We start from the raw sequence: 15,472 nt of genomic DNA on the forward strand, positions 1-15,472 counted from the left end.
CGCGGCGTCCGGATCCGGTCTGCTGGAGTGGCAAGCCCACGCCGTCGCGCAGGAGGTACCGGTGACCACCACGGAAGAGTTCACCCTGGCCAGGGTGTTCGACGTCGTCGACCCCGTGACCGGCCCGGGGTTCGCGCCCGAGCACCCGCGGATCGAGGACCCGGAGGAACTGCGGGCACTGCTGGCGTACCTGGCCAGTGGCACCCCGATCCTGGTCACCCCGTCCCTGCTGGACGACGTCCTCGATCCGGACCGGACCGCGGTCGTGCCGACGAACTTCGTCACCGACGGGTCGTGGATCTGGACCGACACCGTCACCTACTACCTGGAGAACCACGGCCTGGCACCGGATCCGGACCTGCTCGGCCACATCAGGGCACAGGGCGCGGTGGCCGCCCCGGTGGCGGCGGACGTCGTCGGCCGGGCGGTCGGATTCGTGCTGGAGCCCCCCGCCGCGGGCCGCTCGCCGGTGTGGAGCGCGGGCTGATCCGCGTTTCCGGCGGGACTTTCCTTCCGGTTTTCTGCCGGTGGTTGTTCCTGGTGACGGGGACACCGATCCCGTTTACTGGACCCAGAGTCGCAGAACCGCTCAACACCAAGGAGTTGACGTGTCGCTACGAATCGAAGGCATCCCCGGCCGTCCCGCCCGGTCCGAAAAGGACATGGTGGCCGTCTACGTCTCCCGCGACGACATCCGCGACCTGGACGCGGGCGAACTCGGCGGGCGGATCGCCGCGGCCGCCGGGGTGTCGCGGACCGGCGGGCCCGCCACGATCGCCGAGTTCGAGCCCACGCCCCGCTACACCATCCAGGACGTCCTGCTCGGGCACATCACCTGGGAGGAGCTGACCCGTACCTCCGCCTGACCGGTGGGCTACGAGGCGGTGAGGTGCCGGGTCAGTTTTTCCCGGAGTTTCGTGCCCTCGGCGCGGCCCAGCCGGTCGCAGAGGGACAGCGCGTGTTCCCGGTCCTCCCGTGCCGAGGCCGGGTCGCCCAGCTCTTCGGACAGCGCCGCCCGGTCGCAGAGGATGTCGATCTGGGCCTGGGTCAGCCCGATCCGCCCGAACAACGCCAGGGCCTCGGTCAGGCGGCGGCGCGCGTCCGGATGATCTCCCCGGTCGCGCAGGAACCTTCCGGTGGCGTGGAGGGCACGGGCCTGGCCCATCACCGCGCCGTGGCGGCGGAACAGTTCGAGCGCCGTTTCGCACTGGGCGAGCGCGGGATCGGGCGAGCCGAGGGCGGTCAGGTTCTCGGCCGAGCGCAGCAGCAGGTACGCGTGGGTGGTGTCGTCCACCGGGGTGCGCGAGCCGCCGTGCCCCCGCTCGAAGTAGCGGACACAGCTGCCGAACTCCGCGGCGGCTTCGTCGAACCGGCCGCTCCGGTGCCAGAAGGTGGCCCGGATCGCCCGTGCCACATGGAGTCCGAGCGCGTAACCCGCCTCTTCGAACAGGCGCACGGCTTCGTCGATCGGCGTGGGAGACGCCGGGGGATCGCCGTCGCGGAGCTGGACGCTCGACAGGTACACCCGCGCCCAGCCCTGTTCGCGGAGGTCGCCGGCGGCCACCGCGGCGTCCCAGGCCAGCCGGGCCATCTCGGTGGCCTCGGCGGGCTGGCCGCGCAGCGTGGCCAGCACCCAGGCCAGATAGTTCCGGTGGACGGCTTCGTCCCGGCGGCTGCCGATCGCGATGGCCGAGTTCACGGCGAGCTCGAACACCTCGTGCCAGGTGCTCGCGGTCCCGCCGATCTCCGAATACCAGTGCATGGACTCGGCCAGGTCGAGGACCGGCCGGTGGTCGCCGCGGGCGGCGGCGTCCTTGACCGCGGCGAGCCAGTTCCGCGCCTCGGCCTCGAGCCACCGACCCGCGCTGGCGTGATCGTCGAACGACGGTGTCGCGACCGGGAGCGGGCTCACCCCGTCGGACGGGTGGAAGTAGCGGCCCGCCGCGGTCGCGGTACGCACCAGCCAGCCGGTGAGCCGGTGCTCCGCGGCCTCGACGGCTTCGGGGGTTTCCTCCTGGGTGAGCCGTTCCGTCGCGAACACCCGGAGAAGATCGTGGAACTGGTACCTGCCGTTCTGCGGGGATGTCTGCAGCAGGCTCGCGTCGGCCAGTTCCTCCAGGAAGATGGCGGCGTCGTCCTCTTCGGTGGCCTCGATGAGGGTCATCGCGGCCTCCACGGAGAAGTCGGCGGCCGGGACGAGGGCGAGCCGCCGGAACACCCTGGCCGCGGTCGGCGTGAGCTGGCGGTACGACAGCTCGAACACGCTGCGGACGTTGAGATCCCCTGCGGTCAGCGTCGTCAGCCGCCTGCTGCGGTCCCGGAGCTGGTCCACGAGGCGGGTCAGCGGCCAGGTGGGGCGGCTCGCCAGCCGGTTCCCCGCGATACGCAGCGCGAGGGGCAGCCGCCCGACCAGCCCGGCCAGCTCGACCGCCGCCGCCCGCTCCCGCGCGACCCGGCCCGGCCCGGCGATGGCCGACAGCAGCGCGACGGCGTCGTCCTCCCCGAGCACGTCGAGGTTGTGCCGGCCGGCCCCTTCGAGCCCCACCAGCATCTGACGGCTGGTGATCAGGGTGAGACACCGCGGCCCGCCGACCAGGAGCGGGCGTACCTGGGTCTCGTCCGCCGCGTCGTCGAGGACGATCAGGGCGGCCCGTTCCCGCAGCAGGGACCGGCACAGGTTGACCCGGTCCTCCGTCTCGGCCGGGATGTGGACCGCGTCGATGCCCAGGGAGCGCAGGATCAGGTGCAGCACGTCCGCCGGGTCGGTCGGTTCGGCCGACATCCCGCGGAGCTTCAGGAAGAGCCTGCCGTCGGGGAAGCCCGCCGCCAGGTCGTGCGCCGTCCGCACCGCGAGGGTCGTCTTGCCGGTGCCGGGAGGTCCGCTCAGCACCGCGACCCGGCCCGACCGGCGGCCCGCGCCCAGGCCGTTCGCGAGGGCGCGCAACGCGTCGAGGTCGGTTTCGCGTCCGGTGAGATCGTCGACGTCGGGCGGCAGGGCGTCGACCGGGGGCGGATCGTAGATCCCGGCGGGCGCGGGCACCGGGGCGGCGACCGGCTGGGCACGGCCCTGCTTCGCGACCTTCTGCAGTGCGGTCAGTTCTTCGTCGGTCAAGGCCAGCGGGGCGCCGAGTGACTCGATCGTCCGGCGCTGCGGGCTCTTGGTGATCCCGCGCTCCATGTCGCTGATGGCGCGGGCGCTGACGCCGGACCGCTCGGCGAGTTCCTCCTGCGTGAGATCGGCGCGAACGCGATATCCCTTCAACAGCGCCATGAAAGTCGCGGCGGTCGCACCCGGGGCGGCGTTCGTCATGGGCCGAATTATCCATACCCGCCCACCCCGCTCAACCCGCCCTTGGTGCCGGGACGCGGGGTTCGCTGCGCTATGGCCGGTCACCGGCCGGGGACACCGGCCGCAGCAGCAGGGGTACCGCGGCGAGCACCGCCAGCGCGCCGCCGGTCCACAGCGCACCGGACAGCGTGACCGCGTCGGCGATCCGGCCGCCGAGCAGCGCGCCGAGCGCGATGGCCAGGTTGAACGCGGAGACGAAGATCGCCGATCCGGCCTCCGGCGCGGCGTGGCCCGCGGTCAGGAACCAGGTCTGGACGCTGACCGACACCCCGCCGTAGGCCAGCCCCCAGACCACCAGCAGGGCGATGGCGAGCGCCGGGACGACGGGGATGAGCAGCACCGCCGTGCCGAGCACGAGGGCGAGCGCGATCAGGGTCCGGCGGACGTCGCGGCTCGCGGCCGTCCCGGCGGCGAAGTTGCCGAGCACCCCGGCGGCGCCGTAGACCAGCAGCAGCGTGCCGACCAGTCCGGACGGGATCCCGCCGAGCTGTTCCAGTACCGGCCGGAGGTAGGTGTTCGCGGCGAAGTGGCCGGTCACCAGCAGCAGGGTGACCAGCAGCCCGATCCGGACCCGCCGGTCCCGCACCAGCGCGGGCACCGCGTCGAGCCGGACGGCGCCGGTGGCGGGCAGCGGTGGCACGAGCAGCAGGAGACCGGCGAGCACGGCCAGCGCGAGCACGCCCATGGCGGTGAACGCGAGCCGCCAGCCGGCGAGGTCGCCGAGGTAGGTGGCGGCCGGGACGCCGAGCACCGACGCGACCGCGATGCCGCCGAAGATCGTCGAGGTGGCGGCGCCGACCGAGCGTCCTGGGACCAGCCGGACCGCGAGACCCGCGGCGACGGCCCAGAAACCGCCGATCCCGACGCCCGCCACGAGCCTGCCGATCAGCAGCACGCCGAACACCGGCGCGACCGCGCACAGGACGTTGGCCACGATCAGCAGGGCCAGCAGCGCGCACAACACGAGCCGCCGGTCCAGCCGGGCGGTGGTGAGGGTCAGCGCCGGCGCGGCGACGGCCGCGACCAGGCCGGGCAGGGTCATGGTCAGGCCCGCCACGCCCTCGGAGACCTCGAGTGCCGGGGCGAACCGGGTGAGCAGCCCGACCGGGAGCATCTCGGTGGTGACGACGGTGAAGGTGCCTGCCGCGACGGCGAGCACCGCGAGCCAGGCCCGTGGTGCCGTCCGGGCGGGTGCCCCGGCGGGGGACGGTGTGGTCATGATCCCAGGCTCGGCCGGTGTCCCGCCCGGAACAAACCCGAAGATCGCATCCTTCTATTAGCCGGATTCATCGATCGGAGGGGAGTGGGCGTGGGCGGCCTCGATCTGCGCGAACTGGAGTGTTTCCTCGTGCTGGGCGAGGAACTGCACTTCGGGCGGACCGCGCAGCGGCTGTATGTGTCCCAGGGCAGGGTGAGCCAGCTCGTCCGCGCGCTGGAGCGGCGGATCGGCGGGCGGTTGTTCGAGCGGACCAGCCGCCGGGTCCGGCCGACCCCGCTGGGCGAACGGCTGCTGGCCGAACTGCGTCCCGGCTACGACGCCGTGCACGCCGCGGTCGACTCGGCACGGGCCGCCGCCCGCGGGGTCGAGGGCACGCTGCGGCTCGGGTTCCTCGCCGGTACCGGGCACGGGGAACTGGTCGACGCGATCCGGACGTTCCAGCGGCGGCACACCGGCTCCGAGGTCGTGCTCACCGAGGTCCCGCTGGCCGACCCGTTCGGCGACCTCCGGCGCGGGGAGATCGACGCCGCCGTCGTGATGCTGCCGGTCGCCGAGCCGGATCTGGTGGTGGGCCCGTCGTTTTCCCGGCAGCCGCAGACGCTGGCGGTGTCCGCGCGGCACCCACTGGCCCGGCGTGCCTCGGTCACGGCCGAGGACCTGGCGGCCTGCCCGATGCTCGACATCGGCGGCAGCGCGCCGGGCTACTGGCGGGAGATCTCCGCGCCCGCGACCACGCCCGGCGGCCGGGCGATCCCGCGCGGGCCCGCGGTGCGCACCATGCAGGAGGCGCTGACCACGATCGCGGCCGATCGCGGCGGCATGTTGTTCTGCGCGCCGACCGCGCGGAGCCAGAACCGGCCGGACGTCGTCTTCGTGCCGGTCACCGGCCTGCCCGATTCGGTACTCGGGCTGGTGTGGCACCGGGAACGGGAGACCGCCCGGCTGCGCGCGTTCGGCCGGGCCCTCGCCGAGGGCGCCTGAGCCGCGTCACCGGTCCTTTGTGGACTACCGGCGTTCGAAGTACCCGGCCCAGCCGGGATCCGGCCGGTCGTGGGCGCGCGCGTCGGCGAGTTCGTCCGCCAGCTGCCCGACCTCCGCGCACAGGCCCGCGAACCAGTCGGTCACCGCCGCCCACTGCCGCCGCAGCGTGCCGTCCTCCTCCAGCAGCCACACGGGCGGGTCGGCGGCGGTCAGGTCCGCGCCGTCGACCACGCAGGTCAGGTAGCCGCCGTGGTAGAGCAGGACCAGCATGTCCTCCGGGTCCCGGAACCCGGCGGGCGGGGCGGTCGCCTCGTCGAAGAACTCCAGTGCCTTCTGCTTCGCGCGTTCGCGGAGCCCGTCGACACCGAAATAGCCTCCACCGCCGGCGAACGGCCCCTTGTCCTTCCCGACGAGCCGGAGCACCTCCCGCGCCGCCACGGGAACGGCCGGGGACTCCTGCGCGGCGGCCATGTCGTCGATCTCCGCGTCCGTGGCACCGGCGACGGTGCCGGGACGCAGGCCGCGCGCGACGACGCCCCGGAAGAGCTCCCCGACGCGGTCGATGGTCGCGAAGTGGTCGGCTTCCGCCACCGGTGTGCACCCACTCTCAGTCGTTGTTGGCAAGGTACAGCAGGCGCCCGTTCATGTCGCGAACCTCCACGCGGACTCCCGGGTGCTCGTCGGCGAAGTCCTTCAGGACACCCTGGCAGGAGGGACACACCACCTTGTCCGGCGGGAGCTTGTCCCCGGCGGGGTAGTCGACCACCATGGTGAGTTTCCCCTTCGCGTCACGGGGAATCCGCCGGTTGAGGTCCTCGAGGATCTTCGCCTCCGCGTCGACGTCGCGCGGGACCCCGTTCACCTCCTTGGTCTTGTAGTGCGGGTTGTCCGGCAGCCGGGAGCCGCCCTCGATCTTGACCCCCTTCTGGTCGAGGTAGGCGTCCTTGCCGCTGACCGCGCGGAGGTTCGCGTTCGTGCCGTCGTCGCCGGTGTACTTCGCCGCCCCGATCGTCCGGTCCTCCGCCGCGCTGACCTTCGGGAACCGCTTACCGGCCCGCTCGACCTCGCGGCGCAGCGGATCCATGCCGTCGTTGCTGGGTGTCCACTGTGGAGCGCGCCGCCCGCCCAGCGGGACGGGGGTGATCTCGTCGACCACGACCTTCCTGCCCCCGATGACGGCGTCGGCCGTGCCGCCCTGCTCGATGCTGTTGCGGAAGGCGCGCTCGCTGGAGGACAGCCGTCGTCCCACCGGCGAGACGTCCAGCACCCGGTAGTTCCCGTTCGGCTTCAGGACGGCGCCGTCGAAGTCGAGGGCCGGATCGGTCAGCTTCGCGGCCACCTTGGGCGGCAGCCCCGCTCGCGTTTTCGGCGACAGTTCCGCGGTGACCGGCTCCCGGATCACCGGGGTCTTGTTGTCCTTCTCGTACTGGTCCAGCGCGGCGTTCTTGGCGCTCCTCGACGCCTGGTCGCCCCCGTTTTCCCTGGCACCGCCCCGATTCGGTGGTGCCTGACGGACCGGATCGCCGCCCGGCGCCTGCCGCGCCGCCGGCGGCCGGGGCTTGAGCCGCGCCTGCCGGGCGGCCTCGATGCGCTGGCGCAGCTGCTTGCCCTGTGCGGCCAGCTGCTGAGCTGTCGTCTTCAGCGACTGGGACTGCGCCTCCAGCCTGCTCAGTTCCGCGCGCAGCGCGCCTTGCTCGGCCTCGCCCTGGCTCTTTTCCGCGTTGAGCTGGTTCTTCTGCGCGTTGAGCTGGGCGGCCTCGGCGTCGTAGGCCTGTTTCTGACCCGCCTGCCGCGGCAGCTCGAAGACGTGCGGCGCGGAGTTGTGCGCGTCGATCCTGGCCTGGAGCGCGGACACCTTCTGGTTGTGGGAGTCCTTCGCGGCCTTGAGCGCGGAGGCCTTCTGCTCGGCCGCCCGCTGTTCCCCGGCCAGCGCGTCCGTGCGTTGCCGCAGGGACGCCACGCTCGCGTCGTAGGCGTCGATCAGCGCTTCGAGTTCGGGAAGACCGGCTTCCTCGGGATCCAGCGGTCCCGGGGGTTCGTCGCCGCCCTGCGCGGCCGCCGCCGGGGTGACCGGGGCACCGGCCGCACTGACCCCGGTCAGGCCGAGCACCACGATGAGCACGAGGCAGAGGGCGCGTCCCGCGGCGGTCAGCACCCGGGCGAGTTTTTCGCGCGACGGCACGGTATCCATCGCCTCACGCGCCCACTCGGCCGGCGACCTGGTCGGCGATCTTCGCGGCGGCGGGGCGGCCGTCGCCCGCCTGGCAGACCACCACCTGCAGCACGGTGTTCCCCTTGAGCCGTGCCTGGCGGTGACAGGCCCAGCCGTCCCCCGACTCCTGGGTGGCGGACCAGGCCATGGCGTCGGCAGCGGCCGAGGTGACCTGGTAGTTCCAGCTCGACGTGTCCTGGTCGCCGTCGGTCCGGACGGCCGAGCTACAGCTCTTCACGCCGTCGGCGAGGACGCGGAACACGGCGCGCGCCTTCTCCCCGTCCGGGTAGACGCCGAGGACCTGGGTCACCGTGTGCTGGGAAACCGTTTCGGAGTCCTGGTAGGACCTGGACAGGAACGACGTCCACTCCCGCCCGTAGACCGCCTGGGTCGCCGGGCCGACGGCCACCGCGCAGTTCGGCGGATCGGCCGCCAGCGCGGGCGGCGGCTCGGCGGCGCCGGTTTCCGACGCCAGGGTGACGCCGGTGAGTTCGCTCGCCTCGGTCAGCGTGAGCACACCCGCCTGGACCGTGCCCGGCACCGGGCCGCGGGCCGACGGCCAGACGAGCCACGTCACCCCGGCCACGACGAGACAGGCCGCCACGACGGCGATCACGATCGGCCGCTTGCGCCGGGGACGCCGGGCCACCGCCGGCGCCCCCGGGACATACCCTTGCTCGCTCATGTCCCGAACAATGCGCGGGGGACATGAGATCCCGATGACAACGGGCTGAAACGGGCCTACTCCGCGCTGGGCTCTTCCCGCGCGAAGGCGTCCTTCAGCACCGCGATCGCCTGGGCGATGGCGGCACCGGCGGCGTGGGTTTCGCGCAGCGCGTTGAGCATCACGAAGTCGTGGATGACTCCCTGGTACCGCACGGCGGTCACCGGCACGCCCGCCCGGCGCAGCTTCGCCGCGTAGGCCTCACCCTCGTCGCGGAGGACGTCCGCCTCGGCCGTGATCACCAGGGCGGGCGGCAGGTCCGCGAGCTCTTCGACGCTCGCGCGCAGCGGCGACGCGGTGCTTTCCGCGCGCTGCGCCGGATCGGTGGTGTACTGGTCCCAGAACCACTTCATGCCTTCGTGGCTGAGGAAGTAGCCGTCGGCGAACCTCCGGTACGACTCGGTGTCCATGCCCGCGTCGGTGACCGGGTAGAACAGCACCTGCTGCCGGAAGCGGACGTCGCCGCGGCGCTTGGCCAGCAGCGTGAGCGCCGCGGTCATGTTGCCACCGACGGAGTCCCCGGCGATCGCGACGCGGGTGGCGTCCAGTCCCCGCTCGGAACCGTGCTCGGCGACCCACTTCGCGACGGCGTAGTTCTCCTCGATCGCGACGGGGTAGCGCGCCTCCGGCGAACGGCTGTACTCCGGGAACACCACCGCCGCGCCGGTGCCCGCCGCGAGCTCGCGCACCAGCCGCTCGTGGGTGTGGAAGTCGCCGAACACCCAGCCGGCGCCGTGCAGGTAGACGAGCACCGGCAGGGGACCGGTGGCGCCCGCCGGGCGGACGATCCGGGTCTCGACGGTGCCGTGCGGGCCGCCCGGCACGGCGATGGTCTCGACGTCCGCTTCGGGCAGGGCGACGTCGCCGTCCTGCACTCCGTCGACGGCCTTGCGGCCTTCGGCGGGCGGGAGCTGGAACAGGTACGGCGGCTGGTCGGTGGCCTCGGCGAACGCCTGTGCGGCGGGTTCCAGCGCGAGGTCGTGCGGGTTGGCGGTCATGGCTGTCTCCTTCGGAAGCGGACTGACACCAGAGAAGGTAGCCCACAATTAAGTTGTGCACAACTAAGTTGGACGCGATGAGATTTGAAGCACTTGAGTTGCGAGGTGTATGGCGAGTGGGGCACCATGAGGGGTTCGAGGAGGACGTGATGACCGAACCCCTGTCGCTGCGGCTGGACGATCAGCTCTGCTTCGGGCTGTACGCGGCTTCGCGCGCGGTGACCTCGCTCTATCGCGTCGTCCTGGCCGACCTGGACCTCACCTACCCGCAGTACCTGGTGATGCTGGCGCTCTGGGAGCGCGACGACCGGCCGGTCAAGGAACTCGGTGCCGAACTCAACCTCGATTCCGGTACGCTGTCGCCGCTCCTGAAGCGTTTGCAGGCGGCCGGTCTGGTGTGCCGCACCCGCCGGTCGGACGACGAGCGTTCGGTCCGGATCGGGCTCACCGAGTCCGGAAAAGCGCTGCGCGAGAAGGCCGCCGGGATTCCGGACGTGATCGGCGAGGCGATGGGGCTGGACGAAGCCGCGCTCGGCCGGATGCGGGCCGAACTCGACCGATTGGCGGAATCGGTGAACGCCTATCGGGAAGCGCTCTCTCCTTCCTGAGCCGGCGACCGCCGGGTAGTCCGTTCTTCGCGTGTCGCGGGACGCGCGGGGACAGTCCCGATGAGCGCTCAGGCCGCTCGCACCAGGTCGCCGTCCGGCGCGGGCAGGGCCTGCCGCGCGTAGCGCCGGGCGAGCGCCGCGCAGACGATCAGCTGGATCTGGTGGAACAGCATCAGCGGCAGCACGATCAGCCCGACCCTGTCGTGTCCGAAGAGGACGGTCGCCATCGGGAGCCCGCTGGCGAGGCTCTTCTTCGAGCCGCAGAACAGGATCGTGATCCGGTCCGCGCGGCCGAAGCCGAGCAGTTTCGAGCCGGCGCCGGTGATCGACAGCACCAGGCCAAGGATCGCCGCGCACACCGCGGCCAGCACCAGGAGGCTCACCAGGTCGATCCGGTGCCAGATGCCCTCGGTCATCCCGGCGCTGAACGCGGTGTACACCACCAGCAGGATCGAGCCGCGGTCGAAGATCTTCAGCGGCGCGGAGTGCCGGGTGATCCAGTCGCCGATCCACCGCCGCGCCAGCTGCCCTGCCACGAACGGCACCAGCAGCTGCAGCACGATGTCGAGCACCGCCGAGCCGTTGATCCCGCCCCCGTCGGTGGCCAGCAGCAGCGCCACCAGCAACGGGGTGAACACGATGCCGAGCATGTTCGACAGCGACGCGCTGCAGATCGCCGCCGCGACGTTGCCGCGCGCGATCGAGGTGAACGCGATCGAGGACTGCACCGTGGACGGCAGGACACACAGGAACAGCACCCCGGTGTAGAGCTGCGGCGACAGCAGGCCGGAGGGAAGCACCGCGGTGGCGAGGCCGAGCAGCGGGAAGAGCACGAACGTGGCGCACAGCACCACGACGTGCAGCCGCCAATGCCGCAGCCCGTCCACCGTCTCCTGGGTGGACAGCCGCGCGCCGTAGAGGAAGAACAGCAGCCCGACCGCGATGTTCGTGGCCACCCCGAAACCGTGCGCGATCGCGCCGGAGGCGGGCAGCAGGGACGCGACGCCCACCGTGGCGAGGATCCCCGCGATGAACGGGTCGATGCGGAGTTTGGCGAGGACGGCGGTGAGTGGTTTCGTCAGCGTCGTGAGCACGGTGGTCATGGATCTCCCTTCCTCCGCCATTCTCGGCGCGTAGCTGATCATTGTGAACCCCGATGACCGCACTGACTGTTATCAGGAAATGCGATAAACTCGGCCCGTGCTCGATCCCCGCCTGTGCCGGTCGTTCCTCGCGGTCGCCGAGACCCGCAGCTTCACCGCGGCCGCGCGGCGGCTCGGGGTGGGCCAGCCCACGGTGAGCCAGCACATCCGGCGGCTGGAGGACGCGGCCGGTGGGCTGCTGTTCGCGCGCGACACGCACGCCGTGGACCTCACCGCGCGCGGGCAGGCGATGCTCGGTTTCGCGCAGACCATCGTGGACACCGAGGACCGTGCCGCGCGGCACTTCCGCGGCGCCGAGATCCGCGGGCGGGTCCGGTTCGGGGTGTCGGAGGACTTCGCGCTCGGCGAACTGCCCGACGTGCTCCACCGGCTCCGGCGCAGTCACCCGCTCGTCGACGTCGAGCTCACCGTGGAGCTGTCGGACACCCTGGCCCAGCGGCTGCGGGCGGGACAGCTCGACGTGGTGCTCGGCAAGCGCAGGCCGGGCGCCACGCGGGGACGGCTGCTGTGGCGGGAACCGCTCGTGTGGATCGGCTCGGCGGCCACGGTGCTCGAACCCGGTCAGCCGGTGCCGCTCGTGCAGTACCCGATGCCCTCGATCACCCGGCAGGTCGCGGTGGAATGCCTCGAACGCGCCGGGACGGAGTGGCGGGCCGCCTGCCAGACCTCGAGCCTGACCGGCCTGCGCGCCGCCGCCACCGCCGGGCTCGGCGTGAGCCTGCACGCGCGCAGCCTGATCCCGGCCGACCTCGTCGAACTGCCCGCCGAACTCGGGCTCCCGGATCCCGGCGACATCGAGTTCATGCTGCTGGCAAGGGATTCGGCCGAGGAACCCGCAGTGGCGCTCGCCGAGTTCATCATGGACCGGGTGAGCGGGCTCCATCCCACCGGGCGCCCCTGACTCAGTCCGGCGCGTCGGTCCCCTCGGTGAGGACGCGGCGCAGCCGCCCCAGCGCCCGGTGCTGGGCGACCCGGACCGCGCCGGGCGTCGAGCCCACCGCGTCCGCGGTCTCGTCCGCGGTCAGCCCGACGACCACGCGCAGCACCACGATCTCCCGCTGCCGGTCGGGCAGCACGCTCAGCAGCCGGGCCATGCGCTCGTTCAGCTCGGTCTGCAGCGCGCGCTGTTCCGGCCCGACCCCGGTTTCGGCCTCCTCGGGCAGATCCGCGACGGGGTCGGCGCGGTTGCGGGCCACCGCCCGGTGCGCGTCGGCCACCTTGTGCTGGGCGATGCCGTAGACGAAACCGAGGAACGGACGGCCCTGGTCGCGATAGGCGGGCAGGGCCGTGAGCACCGCGAGGCACACCTCCTGCGCGACGTCGTCTGCGGAGGCGTACGACCGCTCCTGCCTGCCGATCCTGGCCCGGCAGTACCGCACGACCAGCGGCCGGATCGCGGCCAGCAGCCGGTCGATCGCCGACGGGTCACCGTCGACCGCGTCGGCGACCGGCGCGTCGAGCAGGCGCCAGTGCGACGGGAAGGGGTCGGCGGACCGGTCCGCCGAGGACAGTTCCCGCACCAGCGCGCGGTTCTTCAGCCGGAGCAGGGCGCCCTCGACGTCGATGCCGGTGTGGAGCGTGTCGGTCAGCGCGGCGTCGGCCGTCCGCAGGGTTTCGGTGATCGCCTGATCGCTGTAGGTGGTTTCCGGCATCGCTGCCTCACCTCTTGTCGTGTGTTCGCCGGGTGGCGGGGAACCGCTGTCTCAACCGTTCCCGCGCGTGCCGGCGGTGGGAGCGGACCGTCGCGGGGCTGATCTTCAGCGCCTCCGCGGTTTCGGCGGGTGTGAACCCGTCGAGCAGCCACACCAGCACGGTCCGTTGCTGGGGTGGGAGCACGGAGAGCAGTTCGATGATCTCGGCGTTCTGGGCGACGAGCGCCGTCAGCTTGTCGTCGGCGGGTTCGGGCAGCGGGATCCAGCCCGCCCGCGGGCCGACGTCGAAACTCGAGCGTTCGGCGGCGAGTCTGCCCGCCACCCCGCGCACCCAGGCCCGGGGGTGCTCGATCGACGGCCAGGACTCGGAGGCGAGCAGCATCGCGTCGGCGGCCACGTCATAGGCCATCTCCACCTCGGTTCCCAGCTTGCACAGAAAGCCCACCAGCTGCGGGAAATCGGCACGGAAGTACGTGTCGAAGTCGTCGTCAGCACGCACGCGTTCCCTCACCGTCCCCTCGCAGCGCGTGTTGCCCTTCTTGGGACAGGAGCACTGAGCGGGCCGCCAGGTGTAACGATTTGGTCAAGGCTGCCGATGTGGTACCGAAGTGATCACGCGGGGTGACCGTGGCGCGAAGTCAAGGCGGGGCGGGACACGCGGGGCCGGGGACCGTCCGAGGACGTCACGGGCCGGCCGCCGGGAGAGCATCCGCCCGGTTGGCGTCCTCGCTCGCGCGGGTCAGACTGGGCGGGAGGGGCTCGCGCGAAACGTGACGGAGCCGACACGTCCGGGGGAAGCAAAAGCGGGCCCCGGCGCGTTGGCACTCTGGCCGCCCCTTCGGCGGCTCTCTTCCTCCTCACCCCCGGCGAAAGCAGCTTCGCCGCGGTGGTCGGGGGGACCCGTGTTTCGAGAAGTCGGTTGACGGGAAACGACAATGGAAGTGAGGAGGTGAACGAAGAAATGGATGCCATGACGGCCGATTGGCAGGAGGAAGCGGCCTGCCGCAACGAGGACCCGGAACTGTTCTTCCCGATCTCCGAGGTCGGGCCCGGCGCCCGCCAGACCCGGCACGCCCAGGCCGTGTGCGCCCGCTGCCCGGTCCGCGCGGAATGTCTTTCCCACGCGCTGCGCAACGGGCTCGACCACGGCGTGTTCGGCGGCACCACCGCGGCCGAACGCCGCGCACTGACCCGCCGCGACGTCCTGGCGCGGCGTGAGGTCGCCTGACGCCGCCGTTGTTCACTGGTGGTAATTCGTATTCGTCCCGGGCGTTTTCGCCGGGAATTCCCGCGCGCCGGGGTGAGATCCGGATATCCGGACGCCACCCCGGCGCGCGTCCTACCAGCCGACGCTGAGCGTGAGCGCGCTCGGCGGCTTGCTGTTGTTCAGGATCTTCACCGAGCTCTGGTCGTTGATGTCGTCGTAGGGGAACCCGTACGCGCGGTGATCGATGCCGACGGAGTGGAAGAACTTCGCGAAGTCGTTCTGCGCCTTGCCGGAGTAATACGCCGAGGGTGTGTACCACTTCGCCGTGTCATCGGCGACGCCGCGGTTGAACGCGGCGCAGAACTCCGCGCCGAGTTCGAGTTCGAGCGAACTCATCCCCGGTGCGGCGAGCGCGCCGGAGCACTCCACGACGTCCTTGGTGGTCGGTTTCCTGAGCTTCTGCGGGGCGGAACCGTCCTTGGTGAAGGTGAGCGTGTCGCCGGAGACCTTCCCGGTGAACGTCTGGCCGAGCCGGGTCAGCGTGAAGCCGCCCGCGTACCTGCCCCACGCCTGGTCGATGGCGGCCTGGAAGTAGCCCTGCTGCGCGCCGCCGGGGGAGAACAGCGGGGACGAGCGCGGCGCGAGGATCCGGTAGGTGCCGGCGAGCGGTTCGAACGCTTCGCCGACCGCGCCCGGATACTGCGAGAACACCTCCGCCCGGCTCTTGGTGATGCCGACGGTCTGGTCGTAACCGGTCGAGGACTGTTCGAGACGCGCGGTCATCGGGAACCCGAACATGTCGACCTGCGTGGTGTTCCCGCCGAAGTTGGCCTTGCCGTCGGCGAAGGTGTACTCGTACCAGTCGAAGTAGACGTCGGCGTTCGGGTCCTTCGGGTCGCCGAGGTCCGGTCCGCCCCAGCCGCCGTCGTCCGCGGCGATCGGCAGGTACATCGGCGAGCCGAGGGAGAGGAACACCCGCCCGCCGTACACACTCGACGGCATCGCGACCGTTTTGGCCTGCGCCAGGGTGAACGACATGTTGGCGTAGTCCCGGCCGTTCTTGGTCAGGTGCCCCGGCGCGGTGGCGTCGTTGTGGTCGATCGGCGTGAACGTGCCGTCGGGCTTGAGGTAGTGCCACCTGCCACCCGGCTCGGGCATGCCCAGCACGGTGACATGGACCTGGGCGTCGGTCCACTTGCCGCCGGTGTCGTTCTTGACCGTCAATGGGAACTGCCCGGCCGCCGCCTGTGCCTGGCCCGGGGCGGCGGTGCCCGCCGCGGCGAGCAGGACCAGCGCGGCGAGCGCGGTGCGGAGCCGCCGTCCGGTGCGGTGTGGACTGTGCTTTGTGGACATCGTGCT

Annotated in this window: 16 protein-coding genes; 6 read left to right on the forward strand and 10 right to left on the reverse strand. The window is 71.9% G+C overall.

Annotated elements, in window-relative coordinates:
* The first annotated feature begins 61 nt into the window (after positions 1 to 61).
* Positions 62 to 487: a hypothetical protein gene (locus ABD987_RS41900; RefSeq protein ID WP_345408092.1), complete on the forward strand. Its 426-nt coding sequence runs from the start codon at positions 62 to 64 to the stop codon at positions 485 to 487.
* A 121-nt stretch (positions 488 to 608) separates the two neighbouring features.
* Positions 609 to 866, forward strand: a complete 258-nt coding sequence (locus tag ABD987_RS41905) for a hypothetical protein (protein ID WP_345408094.1) — start codon at positions 609 to 611, stop codon at positions 864 to 866.
* A gap of 8 nt (positions 867 to 874) precedes the next feature.
* Here ABD987_RS41905 and ABD987_RS41910 read toward each other — a convergent pair whose 3' ends face one another.
* Complete coding sequence (locus ABD987_RS41910) at positions 875 to 3,310, reverse strand: ATP-binding protein (protein ID WP_345408096.1); 2,436 nt, start codon at positions 3,308 to 3,310, stop codon at positions 875 to 877.
* A gap of 70 nt (positions 3,311 to 3,380) precedes the next feature.
* Positions 3,381 to 4,568 (reverse strand): MFS transporter, encoded by a 1,188-nt coding sequence (locus ABD987_RS41915; protein WP_345408098.1) that lies wholly within the window; start codon positions 4,566 to 4,568, stop codon positions 3,381 to 3,383.
* Positions 4,569 to 4,658: 90 nt separating this feature from the next.
* Here ABD987_RS41915 and ABD987_RS41920 point away from each other — a divergent pair, with 90 nt between their 5' ends.
* Positions 4,659 to 5,549 carry a LysR family transcriptional regulator gene (locus ABD987_RS41920; protein ID WP_345408100.1) on the forward strand — a complete coding sequence of 297 codons (891 nt, stop codon included), beginning with the start codon at positions 4,659 to 4,661 and terminating at the stop codon, positions 5,547 to 5,549.
* 24 nt (positions 5,550 to 5,573) lie between these two features.
* Here ABD987_RS41920 and ABD987_RS41925 read toward each other — a convergent pair whose 3' ends face one another.
* Genes ABD987_RS41925 through ABD987_RS41940 form a run of 4 tightly spaced genes read right to left on the reverse strand, consistent with a single transcriptional unit; the run spans position 5,574 to position 9,483 of the window.
* Entirely contained in the window at positions 5,574 to 6,140 is a 567-nt protein-coding gene (locus tag ABD987_RS41925; RefSeq protein ID WP_345408102.1) for a hypothetical protein, read from the reverse strand.
* 16 nt (positions 6,141 to 6,156) lie between these two features.
* On the reverse strand, positions 6,157 to 7,740 hold the full coding sequence (locus ABD987_RS41930) for a deaminase domain-containing protein (protein ID WP_345408104.1): 1,584 nt from the start codon (positions 7,738 to 7,740) through the stop codon (positions 6,157 to 6,159).
* Between the two features lie 4 nt (positions 7,741 to 7,744).
* On the reverse strand, positions 7,745 to 8,446 hold the full coding sequence (locus tag ABD987_RS41935; RefSeq protein ID WP_345408106.1) for a sensor domain-containing protein: 702 nt from the start codon (positions 8,444 to 8,446) through the stop codon (positions 7,745 to 7,747).
* Between the two features lie 56 nt (positions 8,447 to 8,502).
* Positions 8,503 to 9,483: an alpha/beta hydrolase gene (locus tag ABD987_RS41940; protein WP_345408108.1), complete on the reverse strand. Its 981-nt coding sequence runs from the start codon at positions 9,481 to 9,483 to the stop codon at positions 8,503 to 8,505.
* A gap of 149 nt (positions 9,484 to 9,632) precedes the next feature.
* Between ABD987_RS41940 and ABD987_RS41945 the strand changes: the two genes are divergently transcribed.
* Positions 9,633 to 10,091: a MarR family winged helix-turn-helix transcriptional regulator gene (locus tag ABD987_RS41945; RefSeq protein ID WP_345408110.1), complete on the forward strand. Its 459-nt coding sequence runs from the start codon at positions 9,633 to 9,635 to the stop codon at positions 10,089 to 10,091.
* 68 nt (positions 10,092 to 10,159) lie between these two features.
* Here the strand turns inward: ABD987_RS41945 and ABD987_RS41950 are convergent, their stop codons facing one another.
* Positions 10,160 to 11,194, reverse strand: coding sequence for a bile acid:sodium symporter family protein (locus ABD987_RS41950; protein ID WP_345408112.1), 1,035 nt, complete (start codon positions 11,192 to 11,194; stop codon positions 10,160 to 10,162).
* 97 nt (positions 11,195 to 11,291) lie between these two features.
* Between ABD987_RS41950 and ABD987_RS41955 the strand changes: the two genes are divergently transcribed.
* A complete protein-coding gene (locus ABD987_RS41955) occupies positions 11,292 to 12,155 on the forward strand; it encodes a LysR substrate-binding domain-containing protein (protein WP_345408114.1) in 864 nt (287 codons plus the stop codon).
* Between the two features lies 1 nt (position 12,156).
* Here ABD987_RS41955 and ABD987_RS41960 read toward each other — a convergent pair whose 3' ends face one another.
* Together ABD987_RS41960 and ABD987_RS41965 are read right to left on the reverse strand one after the other, a co-directional pair.
* Positions 12,157 to 12,717: a sigma-70 family RNA polymerase sigma factor gene (locus ABD987_RS41960; protein ID WP_345408142.1), complete on the reverse strand. Its 561-nt coding sequence runs from the start codon at positions 12,715 to 12,717 to the stop codon at positions 12,157 to 12,159.
* Positions 12,718 to 12,913: 196 nt separating this feature from the next.
* Positions 12,914 to 13,405, reverse strand: coding sequence for an RNA polymerase sigma factor (locus tag ABD987_RS41965; protein WP_345408116.1), 492 nt, complete (start codon positions 13,403 to 13,405; stop codon positions 12,914 to 12,916).
* A gap of 462 nt (positions 13,406 to 13,867) precedes the next feature.
* On the opposite strand from ABD987_RS41965, the gene ABD987_RS41970 reads away from it, so the two are divergent.
* A complete protein-coding gene (locus tag ABD987_RS41970) occupies positions 13,868 to 14,134 on the forward strand; it encodes a WhiB family transcriptional regulator (RefSeq protein WP_345408118.1) in 267 nt (88 codons plus the stop codon).
* 111 nt (positions 14,135 to 14,245) lie between these two features.
* Here ABD987_RS41970 and ABD987_RS41975 read toward each other — a convergent pair whose 3' ends face one another.
* Positions 14,246 to 15,466: a glycoside hydrolase family 64 protein gene (locus ABD987_RS41975; protein WP_345408120.1), complete on the reverse strand. Its 1,221-nt coding sequence runs from the start codon at positions 15,464 to 15,466 to the stop codon at positions 14,246 to 14,248.
* Positions 15,467 to 15,472: the final 6 nt, after the last annotated feature.

The organism is Amycolatopsis samaneae (assembly GCF_039541975.1).
In the GTDB taxonomy this organism is placed as follows: Bacteria; Actinomycetota; Actinomycetes; order Mycobacteriales; family Pseudonocardiaceae; genus Amycolatopsis; species Amycolatopsis samaneae.

What these genes read in the sequence shown, in the direction of transcription:
- ABD987_RS41910 (WP_345408096.1), bottom strand. Translation starts at nt 3,310, where the DNA reads ATGACGAACGCCGCCCCGGGTGCGACCGCCGCGACTTTCATGGCGCTG.
- ABD987_RS41915 (WP_345408098.1), bottom strand. Translation starts at nt 4,568, where the DNA reads ATGACCACACCGTCCCCCGCCGGGGCACCCGCCCGGACGGCACCACGG.
- ABD987_RS41930 (WP_345408104.1), bottom strand. Translation starts at nt 7,740, where the DNA reads ATGGATACCGTGCCGTCGCGCGAAAAACTCGCCCGGGTGCTGACCGCC.
- ABD987_RS41935 (WP_345408106.1), bottom strand. Translation starts at nt 8,446, where the DNA reads ATGAGCGAGCAAGGGTATGTCCCGGGGGCGCCGGCGGTGGCCCGGCGT.
- ABD987_RS41940 (WP_345408108.1), bottom strand. Translation starts at nt 9,483, where the DNA reads ATGACCGCCAACCCGCACGACCTCGCGCTGGAACCCGCCGCACAGGCG.
- ABD987_RS41945 (WP_345408110.1), top strand. Translation starts at nt 9,633, where the DNA reads ATGACCGAACCCCTGTCGCTGCGGCTGGACGATCAGCTCTGCTTCGGG.
- ABD987_RS41950 (WP_345408112.1), bottom strand. Translation starts at nt 11,194, where the DNA reads ATGACCACCGTGCTCACGACGCTGACGAAACCACTCACCGCCGTCCTC.
- ABD987_RS41970 (WP_345408118.1), top strand. Translation starts at nt 13,868, where the DNA reads ATGGATGCCATGACGGCCGATTGGCAGGAGGAAGCGGCCTGCCGCAAC.
- ABD987_RS41975 (WP_345408120.1), bottom strand. Translation starts at nt 15,466, where the DNA reads ATGTCCACAAAGCACAGTCCACACCGCACCGGACGGCGGCTCCGCACC.